Origin of the sequence: Fibrobacter sp. UWEL (assembly GCF_900142535.1) — a bacterium.
Taxonomy (GTDB): domain Bacteria; phylum Fibrobacterota; class Fibrobacteria; order Fibrobacterales; family Fibrobacteraceae; genus Fibrobacter.
This window is the reverse complement of the sequence record NZ_FRBE01000007.1, coordinates 48032-69069: the sequence shown is the minus strand read 5'-3', so window position 1 is coordinate 69069 and position 21038 is coordinate 48032. Positions and strand designations below refer to the sequence as shown.

Annotated in this window: 14 protein-coding genes; 7 read left to right on the top strand and 7 right to left on the bottom strand. The window is 50.7% G+C overall.

The genetic code is table 11. The features are described 5' to 3' along the window. Positions 1 to 41: 41 nt before the first annotated feature. Positions 42 to 1283, bottom strand: a complete 1242-nt coding sequence (locus tag BUB59_RS06205; protein WP_073227157.1) for a carboxypeptidase-like regulatory domain-containing protein — start codon at positions 1281 to 1283, stop codon at positions 42 to 44. Then, entirely contained in the window at positions 1283 to 2095 is an 813-nt protein-coding gene (locus BUB59_RS06200; RefSeq protein WP_234979973.1) for a TIGR02147 family protein, read from the bottom strand. Before BUB59_RS06200 ends, BUB59_RS06205 begins: the two co-directional genes overlap by 1 nt. 259 nt (positions 2096 to 2354) lie before the next feature. Here BUB59_RS06200 and BUB59_RS06195 point away from each other — a divergent pair, with 259 nt between their 5' ends. Continuing rightward, positions 2355 to 3293 (top strand): LysR family transcriptional regulator, encoded by a 939-nt coding sequence (locus tag BUB59_RS06195; RefSeq protein ID WP_073227151.1) that lies wholly within the window; start codon positions 2355 to 2357, stop codon positions 3291 to 3293. A gap of 13 nt (positions 3294 to 3306) precedes the next feature. Here BUB59_RS06195 and BUB59_RS06190 read toward each other — a convergent pair whose 3' ends face one another. Next, entirely contained in the window at positions 3307 to 5826 is a 2520-nt protein-coding gene (locus tag BUB59_RS06190; protein WP_073227148.1) for an ATP-binding protein, read from the bottom strand. A gap of 277 nt (positions 5827 to 6103) precedes the next feature. Here BUB59_RS06190 and BUB59_RS06185 point away from each other — a divergent pair, with 277 nt between their 5' ends. The 5 genes from BUB59_RS06185 (at position 6104) to BUB59_RS06165 (ending at position 15649) form a co-directional block, all read left to right on the top strand. Next, complete coding sequence (locus tag BUB59_RS06185) at positions 6104 to 6967, top strand: DUF4423 domain-containing protein (RefSeq protein WP_073227145.1); 864 nt, start codon at positions 6104 to 6106, stop codon at positions 6965 to 6967. After that, positions 6964 to 8259: a hypothetical protein gene (locus BUB59_RS06180; RefSeq protein ID WP_073227141.1), complete on the top strand. Its 1296-nt coding sequence runs from the start codon at positions 6964 to 6966 to the stop codon at positions 8257 to 8259. The genes BUB59_RS06185 and BUB59_RS06180 overlap by 4 nt, the downstream gene beginning before the upstream one ends. 221 nt (positions 8260 to 8480) lie before the next feature. Next, positions 8481 to 10754, top strand: coding sequence for a carbohydrate-binding protein (locus BUB59_RS06175; protein WP_073227138.1), 2274 nt, complete (start codon positions 8481 to 8483; stop codon positions 10752 to 10754). A 225-nt stretch (positions 10755 to 10979) separates the two neighbouring features. Next, the gene (locus tag BUB59_RS06170; RefSeq protein WP_073227133.1) at positions 10980 to 13292 is read left to right on the top strand and encodes a carbohydrate-binding protein; all 2313 of its coding nucleotides are present in this window, start codon (positions 10980 to 10982) and stop codon (positions 13290 to 13292) included. A 215-nt stretch (positions 13293 to 13507) separates the two neighbouring features. Further along, the gene (locus tag BUB59_RS06165; RefSeq protein WP_083540197.1) at positions 13508 to 15649 is read left to right on the top strand and encodes a carbohydrate-binding protein; all 2142 of its coding nucleotides are present in this window, start codon (positions 13508 to 13510) and stop codon (positions 15647 to 15649) included. 168 nt (positions 15650 to 15817) lie between these two features. Here BUB59_RS06165 and BUB59_RS06160 read toward each other — a convergent pair whose 3' ends face one another. Genes BUB59_RS06160 through BUB59_RS06145 form a run of 4 tightly spaced genes read right to left on the bottom strand, consistent with a single transcriptional unit; the run spans position 15818 to position 19072 of the window. Further along, positions 15818 to 17482: an ABC transporter ATP-binding protein gene (locus tag BUB59_RS06160; RefSeq protein ID WP_073227130.1), complete on the bottom strand. Its 1665-nt coding sequence runs from the start codon at positions 17480 to 17482 to the stop codon at positions 15818 to 15820. After that, positions 17479 to 17745 (bottom strand): PqqD family protein, encoded by a 267-nt coding sequence (locus tag BUB59_RS06155; protein WP_073227127.1) that lies wholly within the window; start codon positions 17743 to 17745, stop codon positions 17479 to 17481. The genes BUB59_RS06160 and BUB59_RS06155 overlap by 4 nt, the downstream gene beginning before the upstream one ends. A gap of 2 nt (positions 17746 to 17747) precedes the next feature. Further along, positions 17748 to 18194: a S24/S26 family peptidase gene (locus BUB59_RS06150; protein ID WP_073227124.1), complete on the bottom strand. Its 447-nt coding sequence runs from the start codon at positions 18192 to 18194 to the stop codon at positions 17748 to 17750. Then, positions 18191 to 19072 carry a hypothetical protein gene (locus tag BUB59_RS06145; RefSeq protein ID WP_073227121.1) on the bottom strand — a complete coding sequence of 294 codons (882 nt, stop codon included), beginning with the start codon at positions 19070 to 19072 and terminating at the stop codon, positions 18191 to 18193. Before BUB59_RS06145 ends, BUB59_RS06150 begins: the two co-directional genes overlap by 4 nt. Before the next feature lie 266 nt (positions 19073 to 19338). Here BUB59_RS06145 and BUB59_RS06140 point away from each other — a divergent pair, with 266 nt between their 5' ends. Further along, a complete protein-coding gene (locus BUB59_RS06140) occupies positions 19339 to 20946 on the top strand; it encodes a sialate O-acetylesterase (RefSeq protein ID WP_073227118.1) in 1608 nt (535 codons plus the stop codon). Positions 20947 to 21038 lie beyond the last annotated feature (92 nt).

The window sequence follows — 21038 nt, the reverse complement described above, 5'->3', positions numbered from 1 at the left end:
TACTCCTTGCTGTTTATTCAGCAATTTGGTTCGTTAGGGGTTTAAAATTCCATTCCCAGGCTAGGCCACATACTTGGGGATATGCCGTCCAGTCGAATATTGTCCAGGTAGAAATCAGCGTTGTCTCGTACCATGAAGTTCAGGGAATTTACTGCAATCAGTTCCGTGTTGAAATCCTCTGCGGTAAAGGTGAAGTGCTGCCATTCTTCACTGAGATTCACAGGGGTGTTTTCATAATATTCTCGTTCCCCATTCTCACCGCGCTTGGTAATCTGCAGGAACAATTCGCCAGAGCCTCTGGCGTCAAAGGAAATGGCGGTGGCCTGACGAAGGTCAAAGAAGGAGTAGGAATCGGTTTCCTCGAAATCGTCGCCGATGGTGAATCCTGCTACGCCGTAGCGCCCTTCAGTTTCCCAGTCAATGTTGAATTTCAGATGGAGGCTGCTGCCGGTGTGGGCTTCGCTACCGCTGACCAGCAGGCTGTCGCTGTTGATCCCGATTTCTGCGCGACTGCCTCCGCCCTGCAGGGAGTCGGTGCAGATAAACCACCAGCCGTCTCCAAAACTCTTGCCCAATAACGTCTGCTTGGTAGTCCAGTTTTCGAAGTCCTCGATGACGGTAAAGATGGAATCGCCGATGTCGATGTTGTTGGTCTGGCCGTTGCTATCCAGGCCTGTCTGCATCTGGTAAGAGAACTTCCCGAAGTTGCCTTCCACAAAGGCGTAGTGGACGCCAGCGGGGACGCCTGTAATCTGGAAATTGCCGGAGGGATCGGTAACGGCCTGCTTGTCCAGAATGGTGATGGTGGCACCAGCCACTGCGGCGGACCTGTTGGTGATGGTTCCCTTCAGGGAGGTGGTGCTATCGGCGGACAACTTCTGGGCCGGCTTCTTATTGAAATTCACCCAACGCATCACAGAAAGAGTGTCGCCGGAATTTGCTTCCAGCAGGTATCTGCCGGACACTTGATTCTTTTCCAGGTGGGCTGCGAAATCCAGCTGTCCCTTGCTGTCCAGCGTGTCCGTAAAGGCTACGGAAATGGTGTCTTCGTTTAACGTCCAGATGCGTGCGGTGGCCCGAGCCAGCGGGGCACCGTCTGCGCTGGTTGCCGTAATGGTGCCTGCGATTTGCGTGGTGGCGATTTCTGTTTCCCCGGCGTTACTGCCGGTTCCGTTGGCCACGCTGTTGCTGTCTGTGCTGCAAGCCATCAGGCTGAACAATCCCGAGAGGAGTCCGCAGGCGGTCAAGGCACGAGATAAACGAGAGGTCAGGAGGAACTTCATTATTTGCCCTCCTTAATCTTTTTAGCGCGGGGTACCAGCTGGAAACCTACGTGACAAACGCGGTCGGGGTTGGTGTCCGCCTGGGCGATTGCCAGAATACGCTCTCTCATGGCGGCGATTTCTGCACGAACCTTCTCGAAACTTTCCTTAGAGAGACTGCAGGTAACGCTGGTCATGCTGCGGTCATCGCTGGTAAATTCGTCGTAGACTTCGCTGTTGATTTCCAGATTCTTCAGGTGGTACTTGCGAAGGATGGTGGAACGCACCCGCGGGGGAGTGGAAACCACCGGTTCCGTCACCTGGTAAACGCCGTCATTACCCAGCTGGATAAAACCAGCTTCCGTCAAGTAGTTAATGCCGCTCTGTACCTGTGGGGCTCGGAGTGTTGGAGTGAACATCCTGCCGATTTTCTCGACGGATGTGCCTGCGGGCAAGAGCGGCAATAAATCTCGTAAAACGGGATAGTACCACTTGCTAAAGAACTTTAAGGCGGAATCCTGGAGGGCGAATTCCTTCTTGCTTTCGCGAACGGCCAGCAATTTCCTCAGGAGGGCTTCCCTCTGGTCTACGTTCTTTTCGTTCCCAAAGCGAATCAAATCCGTTAGGTAGGCTTCTTCCTCGGGGTCCAAATTCCAGGATTTTGCAAGAATTTTGCCGTTTTCCAGGGATAAAGGGCGGGATCCGTCCAGAATTCTAGCGAAAAACGCAGAACCCTGCACGCCGGCTTCCGCCTGGATGGAGCGCAAGGATTTGCCGCTTTTCTGTAAAAGGTCCAAAACAGCCTTGATATACTCTCTGTAATCAAAGAACATAAATACACTAATTTTGGAAACACTTGTCATGACCCTAAATATATGTTATTTGAATGATTTTAAAAGTAAATAATCGTAAACCCTGTTAAAGGTGATGTGAAAAATACAACGAATTTGGAAACGGAATAAATCGGAAAAACGAAAAAATACGAAATAATTCCTACCAGACCTATAGGAAAATAAAAACTATTTAACTATATTTCGTATAGAAAATGCCAATATCAAGATTTGGCGCAGTTTTTTTTATCCAGGAGTCGTCATGACCCTTCAACAGTTACGCTACGCAATCGGTATCGCCAAGGTGGGTTCCTTCAATAAGGCCGCCGAGGCTTTGTTTATTTCCCAGCCGTCCCTCACTGCCGCCATCCACGACCTGGAAGATGAAATCGGCATCGTAATCTTTAACCGCTCCAGCCGCGGCGTGACTCTTACCCCCGAAGGTGAAGATTTCGTGGCTCAGGCAAACCAGCTGTACCACCATTACGAAACCGTTCTGGAAAACTACAGCAAGACCGAACAGAAAAAGAAGAAGTTCGCTGTTTCTACCCAGCACTACTCCTTTGCGGTCAAGTCCTTCGTGGACCTGGTGAAGCGTTATAACATTGACGATTACGAATTTGCCATTCGTGAAACCAAGACCAAGGAAGTGATTGACGATGTGGCATCCCTCAAGAGTGAAATCGGCATTCTGTACCTCAGTGAATTTAACCGCAAGTATATTAATTACCTGCTGAAGGAACATGACCTGGAATTCCACAAGCTCATTGACTGCCACGCCTATGCCTACATGTGGAAGGATCATCCCCTGGCAAAGAAGGCTTCCGTCAATCTGGAAGACCTTTCCCAGTATCCCTGCCTTTCCTTCGAGCAGAGCGAAAGCGGCAGCTATTATTTCGCAGAAGAAATTCTCAGTACCAATGAGTACCACAAGACCATTAAGGCAAACGACCGCGCTACCATGCTGAACTTGATGGTGGGCCTCAACGGTTACACCCTCTGCTCCGGCATTATCAGCGAAGAAATCAACGGCTCCGACTACGTGGCTGTTCCCTTCAAGGATGCCAAGGGCGAGGATGACCGTACCATGGAAATTGGCTACATCACCAAGAAGAATTTCATGCTGAGCACCATCTGCAGGTTCTACATCCAGGAAATGGAAAAGTACCTCCAGACCTATACTCCGGAACGTTCTCGCTAAGTCAATCGCTGGACTAGCTCAGAACTCCTTCGAGTACTTCCGTAAGCCTCTGGATATCCAGGGGCTTTGCTATATGCCCATCCATGCCGGCAATCATGGCGTTTTGCTTGTCTTCGTCGAAGGCGTTTGCAGTCATGGCATAAATGGGTAGCAAGTCGAATCCCATCCCGCGAATCCTGCGGGTGGCTTCGTAACCGTCCATCACGGGCATCTGGACATCCATCAGCACCAGGTTGTACTTGGTGGGATTTTCCTTGATCTTTTCCACTGCCAGGGCGCCGTTTTCTACCAGGTCCACTTCCAGGTGGACTTCTTCCAGAAGGGTCTGGGCGATAATGCTGTTCAGCTCGTTGTCTTCTACCAGCAACACTCGCTTTCCGTCAAAGTGCTTGTGGAAGAAACTGCGGTTGGAAATAGAATTTGGAATGGCGTTCGTGGCGGAATCTTCAGCCACCTGCGTGGATTCATCCTGTACTTCAAATTCCGGAGGTGCGATACGGTGAGGAATGACGGTGGATACCTTCGTTCCCTTGCCCGGTTCGCTTTCCACCCTAATGGTTCCGCCCATCAGGTCCACAATCTTCTTTACAATACTCATCCCCAGGCCGGTACCTGCAATGCGGCTTTCCGTTGCGGATTGCGCTCTGGAGAAGCTGTCGAAAATGTGGGGGAGGAATTCCTTGGACATACCGATACCATCATCCTGGATGGAAACGCAACAGTCGATGTAGCCGGGCTTTGTCTCGGAGGGCTTTTCGATGATTTCAATGTGGATGTGTCCTCCTTCGGGAGTGTACTTCACCGCATTGCTCATGATGTTCAAGTAGACTTCGGTCAGTTTCGTCTTGTCGCAGAATACCAGCTGGTTGCTCATCTCGATCTTGCGGGTGATGGTCAGTTTCCTCTGCTCGTACTGTTTTGCGAAGATGGTGCCGAGATCGCTTGCGATTTGACTTGTATGGATAGGTTCTTCCTGCAAAGTCATCTTGCCGCTCTCGATGCGGGCCATTTCAAGGACCGCGTTGATCAAGTCCAGTAGGTACTTGCTGGATGTCTTGATATTGGCAATATATTCCGTCTGTTTCTGGAGATCGCCCTTGAAATGATCCAGCAGTTCCGCAAAGCCGATGATGGCGTTCATGGGCGTACGGATATCGTGACTCATGTTGAACAGGAATGCTGTCTTGGCGGCGCTTGCCATCTTGGCTTCGCTGGTGGCCTTCTGCAGGGATTCCTGATAACGTAATTCCTTTTCCTTTTCTTCCTGGATGCGCTGGTAGGCTGCCAGAACCTTGATGACTCTGCCGTGCTCCATGGCGACGGGGATAAAGTTGATGCGGCACCAGGCTGCTTGCATGTTGCAGAAATATTCTGCGGAAATCCAGTTGTTGTTCTTGAACTTTTCCTCTAGAGTTTTGCGGTTGATCAAGCCTAAGGTTTCATCTCGATGTCGTTTATCGATGACGTCTTCCATTACGGAAATAAACTTACTGACGCTTGTCCTTTCACCGACGGAGGCGTGGGCGGGGCCTTCCGCTTTGAGCTCGGTGACAAGGTCCTTGCTGAAGTCTATCAGGTAGCTGGCGAAGTAAATGCTGCTCATGGACTGGATGATGCTCATCCTTGCCTGGATGGCTTCGTTCTCATCCTTCTGAAGTTGCATCTGGCGTCCCCGTTCCTGCATGACTAATACCGCATAGGCGCACAATAGAAGGAGTAGCCAGAAGATGACGGCGAGGACGATTTCCGTTGAAATGGTCTTGATGCTGCACCATCCCTCGGACGGTTCTACGGAAAGATGCCAAGTGTCGTTGGGAACGCTTACGGGCAGAGTCACCCTGGTCCCGATGGATTCGCTGGAGTTGGTGTAGATAAACCCGTTCTTGTCGGTAATGGCGTTCTGGTTATCGTCCATCCACAGGGCGAATTTGAATACGGATTTGTTGGGTAGAGCCTCGTTCACCTGCTGGATAAAGTTGGACCAGTCCAGCACCACGATGCCAAATGCCTGGAAACTGTGGCTCTTGTCGAAAACAGGAACGCGAATGATGAATCCGCTTCCCCCTTCAATCAAGCTTAGGGGGCCTGCGATGGTTGCCTTTTGGCTACGGATTGCTGTTAGAGCCCTGGGACCCTGATCTGGGTCCTTCAGCATCTCGAATCCAATAGTTGCCTTGTTGACTTTGGCGGGGTAGGCTACCTTAATAATGGCGTTGGGGGCGATATATGCGCTTCCAATGGCGGGATTATCCGCGGTCAGTCGGGCGGCCACCTTCTCGAAATCTCCTAAAAAGCCCTCTCCCATCTCCTGATAGAGATTTGCCAGGGTACTTGCCACGTTGGTGCTCTTGTCCAGGGACAATTGGATGGCTGCTGCTACGGTTTCCCCGTAGGCGACGGCTTCTGTTTCTTGCTTGGCCTGGGTGGCCTTATAAACATATTGAACGAACGCACAGACAAGAATTGCCGAAAAAACGGCAAAAACGCAGAAAAGTGCCTTTTGTTTGAAACTAAACCTAGTGTTGTGGGCCATATGGAATAAAATCTATGCTTTTTTTACGGAGTCTGGAGACCCCGCGGTTATTTTATACTGGAATTTGATTGAAAATGTACGCGGATTTTGGGGGTGTAATTCGTGAAAATCGGGGCAAAAATCCCCGTTTTTATTAGATTTTAGCCGGTGTGTGATGAACTTCACGAGGGGCTTTGACAAAATGTCCATGATGATTTGTCTTACGCTGTATTTTTTAAGGTCCGCATAGTCTATCTTATTGTTTGTAAAGATATAACAACGAAAGAAGAAGAAAATTATGGTTACTTTCTCTGACATTGCGGACTATCGCGACTTCTTGAAGGACTACTACGACCGTAAAAAAGTCGAGATGCCTTTCTATAGTTATCGCATGATGGGCGACAAGCTGGGCTTGGATTCCAGCTACCTCTACCGTGTGCTCCAGAAGAAGCAGCACCTCCCCGCCCATGCCCTTCCGGCCGCCAAGGACATCTTGGCCCTTTCTGGTCGTGAAGCCGAATATTTCGACTTGCTGTTCTCCGCCGCTGTTACTAAGGATAAGAACAAGCGCGAAGAAATCATGGCTAAGGCTCTTGCCCTCCGTGACGTGGATCGTCACAGCCTGCAGGCCGCAGAACTTAAGCTCCTGGAAAACTGGTGGATTCCCGCAGTTCGAGCCTATCTGGACTTGAACGGCGGTATCGTGAACATCAAGCAGATCGCCCGCGAAATCTGCCCGCCCATTACCGAGGCTCAGGCCCAGGAAGCTATCGATACTTTGTTAGAAGTGGGCCTTGTCAAGAAGATGGCTTCTGGCCGTCTTGCCTTGACCGAAGCTCACCTTACCGTAGGTGGGCCCGAAAAACGTGCTGCTATTGGTAAATTCCAGAAGCAGATACTCTCTTTGGCCAGCGATTCCATTGACGAGCTCCCTCCGGAAGAAAGAAATATTTCTACTCTTACCCTGTCCGTCGACCAGGCATGCTTCGATGATCTCCGCGATATGCTGAGAGAATTCCGCCGTCTGGTGCAAAAGCGAGTTGATAGCGCTAAGAATACCGATAGGGTTATGCAACTCTCCATGGCCTTCTTCCCGGTTGCCCGCAAGGGTGGCGTGGGATCTGCCGATAAGACGGAGGCTGGCGTAAAGGAGACGAAATGATGAAACGGGTGTGGAAAATTGGATCTGTCGTGGTGGCGTCCGCTCTGGGCGTTGCCATGCTGGCGTGTTCGACGAACACTGCCGGTACGACCTTCGAGACAGAAAATGATATTGCACTTACCGTTCTGAATCAGGACGGGTCTCCTGCAGCCAATGCTCGAGTGCTGGTCCGCCGTGTAGATTATCTGGCTGGCTACGTCGAACGTGATACTGATGAATCTTATGTCAACGAGGGAGAATCTCCTGTTGGCGCTATGGATACCACTGCTGGTATCTTCAACGTTGTAACTGACAGTCTGGGTCAGGCCGTTATCAAGGCGAAAATGAAGCCCACCAGTTATATGGTGGAAACTCGTGGCGAATCTGACAAGGCTGTTTCCCGCCTTTCCATTACCGAAGACGACTCCGTGTACTCCATGGAAGTGAAGCTTGCTGCTCCAGGTGCTGTATCTGGTCAGGTTTACCTGCCCAATGGTATTCGAAGCGCAAGTGTTGTGGTCCAGGGTGTGGATTACGTTGTTCAAACTGACTCCTTGGGTAAGTTTACCTTTGAATCCCTGCCCGAAGGAACCTTCAATGTGGTTAGCTTCGCCTTGAGAGGCAAGGTCTCCAACATGGGCGATGAAAGCGACAATAGCAAGGCTAAGCAGGATATCGGTTTTGTTTCTACTAAGGTGAAGTCCGATAAGGAAACGACTGACATTGCAATTGGCACCGCTCCGGTGGATACCGCTACTGTTAAGTACCCTGATTACCTGTTCGAAAACTTCGAAAATGGTGTAGGCTCCTGGTATAAGAACTACGCTAGGTATGCTGACGCAGAACTTTCTGTTAGCGATGCAGGCGAGGGTCGCGATGGCAAGGTGGCTCACTTTGTCTACACCAACGACTCCCTTTACAACTGGGCTCTTATGGGTTACGCCTTCGCCGAAACGCAGAACTTTACGGATTTGGATTCTATCGTGCTGTGGGCTCGCGGTACTGCCGATAACGATACCACCCAGTGGATTAGCGTCTCTATGGATGTTCTGCTGGACGTTCAGGATACTGCCGCCGGACTGATCGATGGTAAGGCCTGGGCACATGTCCGAGTGAATAACAAGTGGAAGCGTTATGTGGTTACTCCGGCTGACTTCAGGGATTCTACCGATACTAACGGTGGTAACCTGGGATGGAACGCCGTGAAGGATCACGTTACCAACTTCAATATCTTTGGTGGTGGCGGTTCCAATGAGATTTGGATCGACGACATCGAATTCTATGGAGTTGACGGCTTCGACCGACCGTTGTGAGATGTAGGGGGCGCTGCCCCCTAGACCCCTTTCCCAAACGTTATGAGACGCAAGGGGCTCCGCCTCCTCAAAATGGATGCCTTATTATTTAAATTTTTGGAAACGTCCTGTGGATATTTTGTCCATGGGACTTTTTTTATGGTGGTATGAAATGAGGGGGTTGGGGGTTAAATTTGTAAATGAGGCGGAATGGGCCGTCTTATTTGAGTGATGTGTTTTTTATGAATATTTTCAAAAAAGTAGGCGGCGCCTGCCTTACTGCAGGTCTTGTCACGTTCGGATTGGCTGACAATCCCCTTTCTACCTATCATTATCTGGCAGACCCGTCTGCGGCCTCCGATGGTGATACCTTCTATGTCTTGACCGACGTGGATGACTATTCCCCTCAGAAGAACTACGATTACGATATCGTGGGCTTGAACGCCTTCTCTTCTGAAGATATGAAGAACTGGACCGACCACGGTATGATTTTCCGTTCCAAGCGTGAATTTGGTGATTATCCCAATAACACTTGGGCTTCTGGTATTGCCGTCCACAAGGGCCGTATTTACATCGTTTACCCCAACGGCGCTAGCGGCGTGGGCATGATCACTGCCGACAATATTGCTGGCCCCTATAAGGATCCTGTCAAGGAAACTCACGGCGTGAACTACATTGCCGCCCACTATGGCTCCAGCTTCATTGGCGGTTGCGACGATATCGCTCACTGCTTCGACCCGGGTATTTTCATCGAAGAAGACGGCACTGGCTACGTGATTTTCGGCGGTGGCGAAAACGACAAGCGCAAGTACGGTAACAACCTGGATATTATCAAGTTTACCGACAATAACGGCAAGATTACCTTTGACAAGAACTCTCTCAAGCGTATCGAGGCGCCGGGTTCCTTTGAAGCTCCCTATATCCATAAGAAGGATAACACCTACTACTTGAGCTTTAACACTCTGCCTCAGGTGATCGACTATGGCTATTCCAATAGCATCACTGGCCCCTACACTTTCGTGGGTACCGTGATTCCGGGTATTTCCGCTGTACCTGATGCCCATAACGAAGGTGGTAACAACCATCAGGGCTTTGCTGAATTCAAGGGCAAGTGGTATGCTGTGTACCATGATCGCCGTCTTGTCACTGCCGACGAACATCCGGGTTCCTGTACTCAGGCCGGTGTCTGCACCAACAGCCCCAACAAGGAAAACCACAGAAGCGTTTCCATTGATGAGCTGACCTGGTCTGGCGACAAGATGAACAAGCTTTCCTTCACCCGCGAAGGACCTAAGCAGATCAAGAACTTTGACGCTCTCAGAACTTACAAGGCTCTCACCAGCTCCAAGCAGCGTAACATTCGTAGCCGTACGGACTGGACCAAGGGCGAAGCCGTTAAGCATGTTCTGACTCCGCTTGGCACCAAGACTTCCTGGATTCGTATTTCTGGTGTTGATTTCGGTAAGGGTGCTGAAAACCTCCGTATCAAGGCTGCAAACGTAGGCGATGGCAACAAGGTTGAAATCCGTACGGGTAGCGAAACTGGTACTCTGGCTGGTACCTGCGAACTGACCAAGACTGGCAGCTGGCAGACCTATGCTGACAATGATTGCGAAATGAAGGGCCTGACTGGCGTTATTGACCAGGTGTTCTTCGTGTTCAAGGGCTCCAAGGACTCCACTATGGGCCTTCTGGAATGGGAATTCCAGGGTCAGAAGCGTGAACCGGAACCTCAGACCGCTCATAACGATACCAAGACTCCTTGGGCTGTTCCTGGCGTTATTCAGGCCGAAGACTTTGACGATCCGGGCTATGGCGCAGGCAACGATTCCTATTCCGAAGCTGATGCAGACAATCATTCCTGCACTGACACCGGCAAGGAAGCTGAATGCTCCAAGTATCGTGATGGTACTGGCGTAGACATTTACAAGAAGAGTGATACTCAGATTGTTGTTGGCTACATCAACAAGGGCGAATGGCTTGAATACTCTGTGAACGCTGCCGAAGCCGGTGATTACACCATGTATGTTGCAGCCGCTTCTAGTGGTGGCTCCAGCTTCACGGTTTCCGTCAACGGTGAAAGCGCTGGCGAAGTTACCGTTCCTGCAGCAACTGCTGGTGAAGAAAACTACAGTGACTACAACAAGGTCAAGACCAATGTTACCTTGAAGGCTGGCGTAAATATCATCCGTATTACTGCTGCCGCAGACTGGTTCGATCTGGACTACTTCAACCTGGCAAAGGGTAAGAATGCCGAAGATAATGCTCCCAACGGCACTCTCGAGGGCGGCAAGGATGCAATTGTTGTCCAGAATGTGAAGTTTGATGCTCAGGGTATGGCCCAGTACGAAGTCTTTGACATTCAGGGTAACAAGATTGCTGATGTATTCGCCGCAACCATGGCCGAAGCTACCATGAAGTGGCAGAAGTCTTCCGCAGCCAAGAAGGCTCAGGGTGTGAACCTGATCCGTAACAAGGCTACCGGTATGGTTTCCAAGGTGCGTGCAATTCGCTAAAGAATTTCCATAAATCCTTTGACGCTCTGTTCTGTAATAGGAACAGGGCGTTTTTTGCTAGAAGGCCGTTTTTTGAAAAAATACGGGATTTTCTCTTATGGATAAAAAATCCATATTACCTCTTGAAAACGTATATGAAATCCTGTACGGGGGATGTAATTTATGATTGGTGTGATGTAGAAACTAATCTGAACGGGTTCGTTCAGAAAAAAATGGGATGGACATATGAATACTTTTAAGAAAGTATGTGGCGCCTGCCTTACTGCGGGCCTAGCAACGTTCGGATTGGCTTATAATCCGATTTCCACTTACCACTATCTAGCTGACCCCGGTGCAGCTGCTGATGATGAATATTTCTACATCATCACCGACTCCGATGACCCGGCTCCGTATAACTCCGATGGCTATAAGATCTATGCTCTTTATGGCTTCCGTTCTAAGGATATGCAGAACTGGACTGACTTCGGTATCATTTATGACTCCCGTCAGATTAACGGCATTGGTGCTATTTGGGCTTCTGGTATTGCATCCGATCCCAAGACTGGTAAACTCTATATCGTGTTCCCCGATGGCGGTGGCGGCGGTATTGGTTATATCAAGGCTGATGGCATTGAAGGTCCTTGGACCAATGCTGTTGGCCAGGGCAAGTCCAAGCTGATTGGCGGTAGCGGCATCATTGGCTGTGATGGCGTTTCCTGGTGTTTTGACCCGGGTATTTTCATCGATGACGATGGAACTACCTACGTTACATGGGGTGGTGGCGAAAGCACTAGCCGTCCGAACACCGATAACTTTGACGTTGTGAAACTGAACGATGCCAAGGACGCTCCTGTGGGCAATGGCTCCCATGTGAAGGTGAATGGCCTTTCTACCCGTAAGATGCTGGAAGCTTCCTACATCCATAAGCACAACAAGAAGTATTACTTCTCCTACAGTACTGGTTGGCAGCAGGGTGCTCCTACTATTGACTACGGTATTGGCGATAGCCCCATGGGACCCTTTACTTGGAAGGGCACCATTCTGGGCGACCCCAGCATGAATGGCAGGAGCATTAACGGTAACAACAACCATCATGGTATTGCAGAATTTAAGGGCCATTCCTATGTGGTTTACCATGACCGCCGTATTGCTAAGGGCCACGACGGCCTGGAAATCATCCCGGCAGACGATGGTCAGCCGAAGCCGAATGAAGGCTACCACCGTAGCGTTTCCGTCGACGAAATGTTCTACAATGCCGACGGTACCATCAAGCAGGTGGTTTGCACCAACGAAGGTCCTGAACAGATTGAAAACTTCGATCCTTATGATTGGTATCCGGCTTTGACCAGCTCCAAGCAGAAGGGTGTCCGTAGCCGTTCTCTGTGGTCTCCGGGTAAGGTTTCCGCAAGTGTCCTGCTGCCGCTCTCTACCAAGGAATCCTGGATCCGCGTGTCTGGCGTTGACTTCGGTACCGGTGCAACTGGCTTTACTGTAGAAGCCGCAAGTACTGCCGATAACAACAAGATTGAAATCCATAAGGGCTCTGCAACTGGTACCCTGGCTGGCACTTGTACTCTTGCTAAGACCAGCTCCAAGACCACCTACGCAGAAACCAAGTGCGATGTGGACGGCCTCTCTGGCATTGTGGACCAGCTGTTCCTTGTGTTCAAGGGCTCTCAGGACTCTACCATGGCTATCCTGAACTGGGGCTTCGAAGGTAGCGGTACTACTCCGCCTACTCCCCAGTCCACTTTCGGTAACGATGGCAAGGCCTGGGCTATTCCTGGTAAGATTGAAGCAGAAAACTTCGACGTTCCGGGTACCGGCAAGGGTTCTGACCTGAAGTCTTATTATGACGATGATTCCGATAACCACTCCTGCACCGATACAGGCAAGGAAGCTGAATGCTCCAAGTATCGTGACGGTACGGGCGTAGATATCTACAAGAAGTCTGGCGACAAGCTGGTAGTGGGCTACATCAAGAAGGACGAATGGTTGGAATACACCGTGAACGTTGCAGAAGATGGTGACTACACTATGTTTGCTGCAGTGGCTTCTGATGGCGGCTCTAGCTTCAAGCTCTCCATGGACGGCAAGGACATTACCTCTGATGTTACCGTACCTGCAAACAAGAAGGGTGAAGACGACGCTCAGAACTTTGACGATTACAATAAGGTCAGCGCCAATGTAAGCCTTACCAAGGGTGAACACATCTTGCGCTTTACTGCAACTGCAGACTGGTTCGATGTGGACTACTTCAACTTCGTAAAGGGTAAGGATGCCAAGGACGACGCTCCCATTGGAGGTACCGATCCTGTTGCAGATCCGGATACCAACACGACCGTTATTGGCCAGAACATGATGCTGAATGCCCAGGGTAAGACCCATTTCCAGGTATTCGATATTCATGGCAATAAGGTTGCTGATCTGTTTGCTTCCTCCATGGCGGATGCTGCTGCAATGTGGCAGAAGTCTCCTGCTGCAGAAAAGGTCCAGGGCGTGAACCTGATCCGCAATGTGGCAACGGGCTTGGTTTCCAAGGTACGTTCCGTACGTTAAAAATGGCGAATTTAGGCTGAAAAGGCCAAAAAAACTCCATAACACATCCCAAATGGAAAGCTTCCCGAGAACTCGGGAGGCTTTCTGTGTTTAATACGGGCGGGCTGCACCTGTGGATAAATTGTCCATGGCGATTCCACGTTGGAGTATTCGGTTTTGTTTGGATGAGGATATCTTTAGAGTAGTGGTTGTGGTGACCATTATGGGATGTGATTATGAAAGATTATAAGAACGGCGTAAGCCGCTTTGTTTTGGGCGCAAGCCTGATTGCTGGCCTCTTTGGCCTCTCCAACGCAGCAACTGTTAATGTAGATTTGAGCGAAGAACACCAGGTCATCCGTGGCTTTGGTGGCATGGTTCATAACCAGTGGCAGGGTGGCGGCGGTCTTTCCGAAGCCGATGCGAAGCTTGCCTTTGGTACCGGCGATGGCCAGATCGGCTTGAATACCCTTCGTATTCCGGTGTATGCAAGTTCCAATGACTTTAACAAGGAAGTTGCCGCAGCTAAGGCTGCTAAGGCTGTAGCCGGCGATGACTTTATTCTTTATGCAACTCCCTGGACGTCTGAATTCGCAGGTGGCAACCAGCATATCGCCGCCAGCAACTATCAGAAGTATGTGGACCATCTGAATGAATTCTCCGCATACATGAAGAACCAGGGCGTTCCCCTGTATGCAATTTCTATCAGTAACGAACCGGACTGGTGTTCTGAATGGGCTTGCTGGTCTGCAGACGAAATTTACAACTTCACCAAGAACTATGCCGATCAGATGCGTAAGAACGGCACCAAGGTGATTTCTACCGAGTCTTTTGCATACGCAAAGAATATGTACGACAAGGTTCTGAATGATGCAAGCGCATTGAAGAACTGGGATATTCTTGGTGCTCACTTCTACGCCATGGTGGCATCTACTGGCGATAACTTCTTCCAGTATTCTCTCGCTGACCAGAAGAAGGTGGAACGCTGGATGACCGAACACTATACCGAAAGCCAGGGCAGTGGTAACTACTGGCGTACTGTGATGGTGACCGGTGACCAGGCTACCGCCGCAAAGAAGGATACTGTCCGCGCCATGGACGTGGCTTACGAAATTCACCGCGGCCTTGTTGTGGGCAATTTCAGCCAGTACACCTGGTGGTATATCCGTCGTTGCTACGGCCTGATCATGGAAAAGGATTTCGGCAACAAACTTTCCATTCCTACGAACGAAATCGGCAAGGTTTCTAAGCGTGGCTACGTTCTCTCTCAGTACGCCCGCTTTGTTCGCCCGGGGGCAGTGCGTGTAGGCGCAACTGCTAATCCCGAGGCAAACCTGTTCGCTTCTGCTTACAAGAGTGCCGATGGCGATAGCACTATCGTGGTTCTCGTAAACCGCGATTACAAGAACTCCAAGAGTGTCACGATTAACGTTCCTGGTTCCACCATCGAAAGCTTCCATGTGTATACCACTTCCGAAGCTAAGAACGCCAAGTACGAAGGCGAAGTGGAAGCAAAGAATGGTACCGTGACCATCACCATGGAATCTGGTGCTACCAATAAGGACTGTATCGTGACCTTGGTTGGCGTTGGCCCCCAGGTGGTTGTTCCTCAGGAACCCTTTAACGACACTAAGACTCCGTGGGCAATTCCTGGTAAGATCCAGGCCGAAGACTTCGACATTCCGGGCTCCGGCAAGGACGAAAACGGCAACAGCAATGCTTCTTACTACGATACTGATTCTGATAACCAGGGTAAGAGCGAATACCGCAAGGATACTCCCGTCGATGTTTATGACAAGAAGTTTGGCACCGTGATTGGTTACAACCGCGCTGGCGAATGGCTGGAATACACCGTGGACGTCAAGAAGACTGGTGACTATACCATGTTTGCCTACGTGGCTTCCAGCAATGGTACAGCAAGCTTCCAGATGCTTATGGATAACAAGGCCATTACGGATACTATCGTGGTTCCCAAGACGGTAACTGCAACCGAAGGCGATTTCGATGAATTCGGCAAGGTCCAGAGAAATGTTTCCCTCACCGCCGGCAAGCACATTATGCGCTTCCAGGTCACTGGCGACTGGATGGACGTGGATTACTTTACCTTCGTCGAAGGTAAGGACGCTACCGATCCTGAACCGGGTGAAGTAACGGAACAGCCGAACAACCCGGATCCGGGCCTGAGCATTGCAAATGTGAACTTCAACGTGTCTGGCGTTCGTAACTACAGCGTGTTTGACCTGAACGGTAACTTGATGGGTGAATTCCAGGCCATGGGCACTGCAGACATCCAGAAGAAGACTTCCGCTCTTGTTAAGAATGCTGGCTCCTACCTGGTGAAGTCCGAAGGTATGACTGCTCGCGTGAACGTGAAGTAATCAAGAATTTCCATAAACCAAAACACCAAATACCAAAAGAACATCCCGAGTAATCGGGATGTTCTTTTTTTAGATGCAAGGGGGCTCTGCCCCCCTGGACCCCCCAAAAAAGAGCTGCGCCTTCACTGGCTTTAGCCAGTTTAGCTTGCCTTTTTTTGTCTGAGGGGGTTACAGCTTGACGGTTTCGTCGCAGAGTTTGCAGACGGCATCCCGATGGGTAATGAAGATCATGGTCTTGTTGGGATAGGCCTTGAAGATTCTGCTGTACATTTCCTGTTCGGTTTCGGCATCCAGAGAGGCGCTGATTTCGTCCAGCAGCATAATACTTCCCTCTTGCAGGAGGCCGCGGGCCACAGCAATTCGCTGGGCCTGACCTTCACTGAGGCCGTAACCTCTTTCGCCAATTTCAGTATCTAAACCTGCGGGAAGATCCTTCACGAAGTCGGCGCATGCATTATGAAGCGCCGTTTCCATCTCCTGTAGGGACGCTTGGGGATTTGCCATCTGGAGATTCAGCCGGATGGATCCGCTCATGAGGGAATTCCCCTGAGGGACAAAGACGAAGTGGCTGCGAGTCGCGACCCCCGCGACGGATTCTCTTGAAGTTGCTGCACTGCCGGCGGTGTGGTAGACTTGAACAGATCCCGAGAGGGGCTTTACAAATCCCAACATCAACCTGAACAGGGTTGTCTTGCCGGCGCCGGTTTCACCCATGAGGGCCACCTTACTGCCGGACTTGAATTCCAGATTGATATTATCCAGAATGGTCCTGTTTTCATCGTACCCGAAGGTGACGTTTTCGAAGCGGACGGCGACGCCGTCCTTACCTGCGGCAGACCCGAGACCACTTGCTGCAGACCCGCGATCACCTGCGATCAACTCGCAATCACTAGAAGATATTTCCTGGATTCGGTCAATGCTTGCGGTGGCGTGAATCATCTGAGGCGCCGCATTTAGCAGGCTAAAGATGGGATGCTGGATTTGCCCTACCAGCTGCAGGAAAGAGGTCATGACGCCGAAGGTAATGGCGCCGTGACGAAGCCCGATGCCGCCCCACACGAAGGCGACGATATATCCCAAACTAAATGCAAGTCCCATTAAAATTCTTACGATGACCGTAAAGCGGCTTCGCTTGACCACGCGGCCCATCAGGTAATTCTGTTTTTCGCTTAGCAGGTCGCCTACAAAATTTTCACTGCCCATGGCGCGGATCAGTACGTCGTGTTCCGCACATTCCTGAACGTGCATCTGGATGCGGCTTTCGCTTTCGCGGATTTCCGCGGTCATTTTCCGCAGGCGCTTGGCAATCAGCTTCCCTAGGGCTAGTACCACGGGCGTCGTCAGCAACAGCGCCCAGGCCAGCCGCGGGTCAAACCAGCGCATCATCAGGAAGGCACCTACCAGCTGCACGGTGGTAACAACTATCTGGGGTAATTTCTCGAAGGTCACATCGCAGGCGGTTTCCACATCCTTCATTACTCGGGAGGATACGTCGCCGGAGTGTAGGGCTTCCTTGCAGAATAGTTTCCGCAGGAAAATTTTCCGGAATACATCGGCCCTCAGGCGGTTTGCCCCTCGGGTCACGCTCTTGATGTTCAGGTAATAATTCAGCTGCCGCATGAAAACGCTGGCAACTACAGTTCCCACCAGGAGGGCGACCATCTGGACAATTTCCTGGTCCGTTCCCGTCCGGATGGTTTCGTCAATAAATTTCTTGCTGAGCCAGATCGTCAACAGCCCAGCGGCAACCTGGAGGACGCCCACCATAACGCGAACGCTCATATTGATGCGTTCACCCCGGGAGTTACGCCATAGCCAGGTTAGGTATTTCATTCGATGACGTTAACTTCTTTCCACTGGTCCACAATGGCGGATACGTCCTGGACCGCCTGGTCCAAGGTCACGTCGTATTCTTCGCAAAGCTTTTCAGCCAGACTCGTCACCGTGAAATCGCCCTGTGCGGCAACGTCCCACAGGAAGGCTGCGGTGGAATTCAGGCACAGCAGGCGGCCAAAATCCAGGGCGCCTACGCCTTCGCCCATAATCACTTTTTCGCCACACACGTCGCGAAGTACAAAACCGTTCTTGATTTTCATAGCTAGAAAATTCCTGGGTGAGTTTTACGATAGATAAAAAGTAAATATTTTCGGACGGGAATTGCCCACTTCCACAGCTTGGCGGCAAACCTGCGGCGTCTGGTGTACAGGTCCCTAAGGATTCCCTTTGCGTTAACGGCGTGAGTGGCGAGGGCCTTTACATCACTAATCTTGCAGTGTTCCCTCAGACACAAGTTGCCATCCCCAATCAAAGTCACGTTCTCGCCCTGGATGCGCTCCACCCGATGGATTACGAAACGGTTCCCATCCACATAGGCAAGGACAATGTCCCCGACCTTGAAATTTTCGGGCTTGGTCAGGACTAGACTTTCCCTACCGCCAATAATGAAGGGCAGCATACTTCTGCCGTTCACCGGGAAGGTGACGGTTACTCCGCTTTCCACCATACGGATCGCTTCCAAGAGAATCTGATCGTCTGTGAGGTTCATCGTGCGGCCTGGTAGCAGACTTCTGCGGCGTTCTCGTCGGGCAGACAATCCAGATGGAACATCTTTACTTCTTGGGCTAGGCGATTTTCCGTGTTGTGCAATCCGTCGGCGATGGCACGATTCCAGCGCATTCCGGAAATACTGACCTTCACGGCCATGTAGGCTTCAATCCCCTTCATGGGGCGGATTACGTTGGCGGGGGCCTGGCTTAAGTCAATAATCCCTTGCAAGGGGATCCTGCGGTTCTTATAGCAGGGCGTCTTGCCGCTCCAGGGGGATCCGTAGACCCAGGCGCCGGAATCCTCGAAACGGACAACGGGATTGTCGTCGTTCAGGAGGTCCGCCTCCTTGAAACGGGAAAGCCACATGCGGGCGTGGGTGCTCTTGCCCGTGCCGCTCTTGCCCAGGAACATATACCCCTTGCCTTCGTAGTCGATGACGGCGGAGTGGAAAAGGGCGGTCATTTCCCCGGCGGTTGCCAGGGCGTACAAAATCATGAGACCATTGTTCAGGGCGAATTTTCTGTAATGATCCGCTTCCTGGGCTGGGAATCTGATGAGGGCGTTCTTGAAACCTGCGCCGCAAATGAGTGCGCCTGTGTTTTTTTTGCCCAGATAGAATACAAAGACGTCCTTGCCGTCGGGAGATTTTCCGCAGATGATTTCCTGGCCTTCGTCTTCCTGGCGGGTTTCTTCCGCAAACTCCACGGGGGAAGTATTGCTATCCACATCCAGGCAAAAAACGGGGGCGTTTTCCGCGGGAGTTACTTCAAAGGGCTGGTAGTTACCCATGAGGGCGAATAGGGCGGGGGCAATTTCCTCCGGAATATTCACCTGGAAAACGTGGCCGGCCACCTTGTAGAATTTCGTCATCTGCATGGCGGAAAAGTAGAAATCCTTTTTTTGTTTTCCAATTGGAATGCTCGCTTATTGAAAAACTTACATAATAACGCGAAAATTGCGTAATTTAGGACCGATTGAAGAAAAAATACTGATTTTTTACTAAAAAACGGGGTGTCGCTCCTTTGTAAATTCTCGTTTATTGACATTTTATCCATGAATCATGGGCTTTTTTTGGGTATTTTTAGCCTTGTATGGGATAGATTTATAATGGTAAAAACTGGGAAAATTAAAAAGAGGTGTGTATGAATCTTTTCCATAAGGTAACCGCAGCTGCATGTTGCGCGTTTGGGCTTACTCTGTTTGCTTCCCAGGCAAACGCTGCTCCTAACCCGAATTTCCACATTTATTTTGCCTACGGCCAGTCCAATATGGCTGGTAACGGCGAAATCGTCCCTTCTGTGGACCAGGCTAAGGATCCCAAGAATTTTATCATGCTGGCATCCCACAATGCAAACGCCAGCAGCCGTAGCGGTCAGACCACCCAGTCTATCGAAATGGGTAAGTGGTATCCCGCTATTCCCCCCATGTTCCATTCCTTTGAAAAGCTTTCCCCTGCAGACTACTTTGGCCGCGCCATGGTGGACTCCCTGCCGGGTGTGACCGTGGGTATTATTCCTGTGGCAATTGGTGCCGTAAGCATCAAGGCTTTCGACAAGGACCAGTACCAGGCTTACTTCAGCTCTGCTGCAAGCTACATCCAGACCTGGGCAAAGGACTACGGTTCCAATCCCTACCAGAGAATGGTGGACTTGGGCAAGAAGGCCAAGGAAGTGGGTGTGATCAAGGGCTTCATCTTCCATCAGGGCGAATCCGATGGTACTGATGATAACTGGCGCAAGACCGTTTACAAGACCTACAAGGACATTGTGGACGCTCTTGAATTGGACGAAAACGAAGTGGCTTTCGTTGCTGGCGAAATGATGAACGACCCCTCGGGTAACTCCGGCCAGGGAAGCTGCTGCTCCAGCAAGAATAGCGGTATCGCCCAGCTGAAGAATAACTTCAAGAAGTTTGGCCTGGCATCCTCTCAGGGCTTGAAGGGTAACGGCGCTGACCCCTACCACTTTGGCCGCGAAGGCGTTATTGAACTGGGTCGTCGTTACTGCTCCGAAATGCTGAAGCTGATCGACAAGACTATTGATCCGGATGCTCCTGCAGTGAACCTGACGGATCCTACCAGCTCTACCGTGCCTGACGCACCTCCCGAAGAATACGGCCCCTATACCGACGTGATCGCAATTCCGGGTACCGTTGAAGCCGAAGAATACAACAAGGGTGGTGCCGAAGTTGCCTACCATGACAATAACAAGGGTAACGAAGGCGGCAAGCTCCGTAAGGATGACGTGGACATTTACCAGCCCAACATGGGTATGGTGGTCGGCTATTGCGAAAAGGGCGACTGGATGAAGTATTCCGTCAACGTCAAGGAAGCTGGCGAATACGACATTACCGCTCTGGTAGCTGGCGACAACGGTACTGGTAGCATCGCCATCTATATGGACGACAAGCAGATTGGTACTGAAATTGTGAATACTGGCGCTGGTTTCGATAAGTTTGACACCGTGAAGGCTGGCACCGCTACGCTTACCGCTGGTGATCATGAATTGAAGCTGGAAGTGACCAACTCCTGGATTGATATCGACTGGGTTAAGTTCACCAAGAAGGCTGCCGATACTCCGGAACCGGGTGACGCTATTGGCAAAACGCTGATGGTCAAGACTAACATGGACAAGGCTCAGTATTTCGATATGAATGGCAATCGCGTTTCCAAGTCTGTTGCCCAGAAGCAGGGCGCCTATGTGGTTCGCATTCCGGGCCAGAAGACCTTTGTTATTCGTAACGAAAAGTAATAAGGAGAATTCTCAATGAATCGCCAAGATATATCCATCGTGAAGCAGATTGCATTTTTTGCAGTCATCGCTATCGCCTTGGGACTGATTTA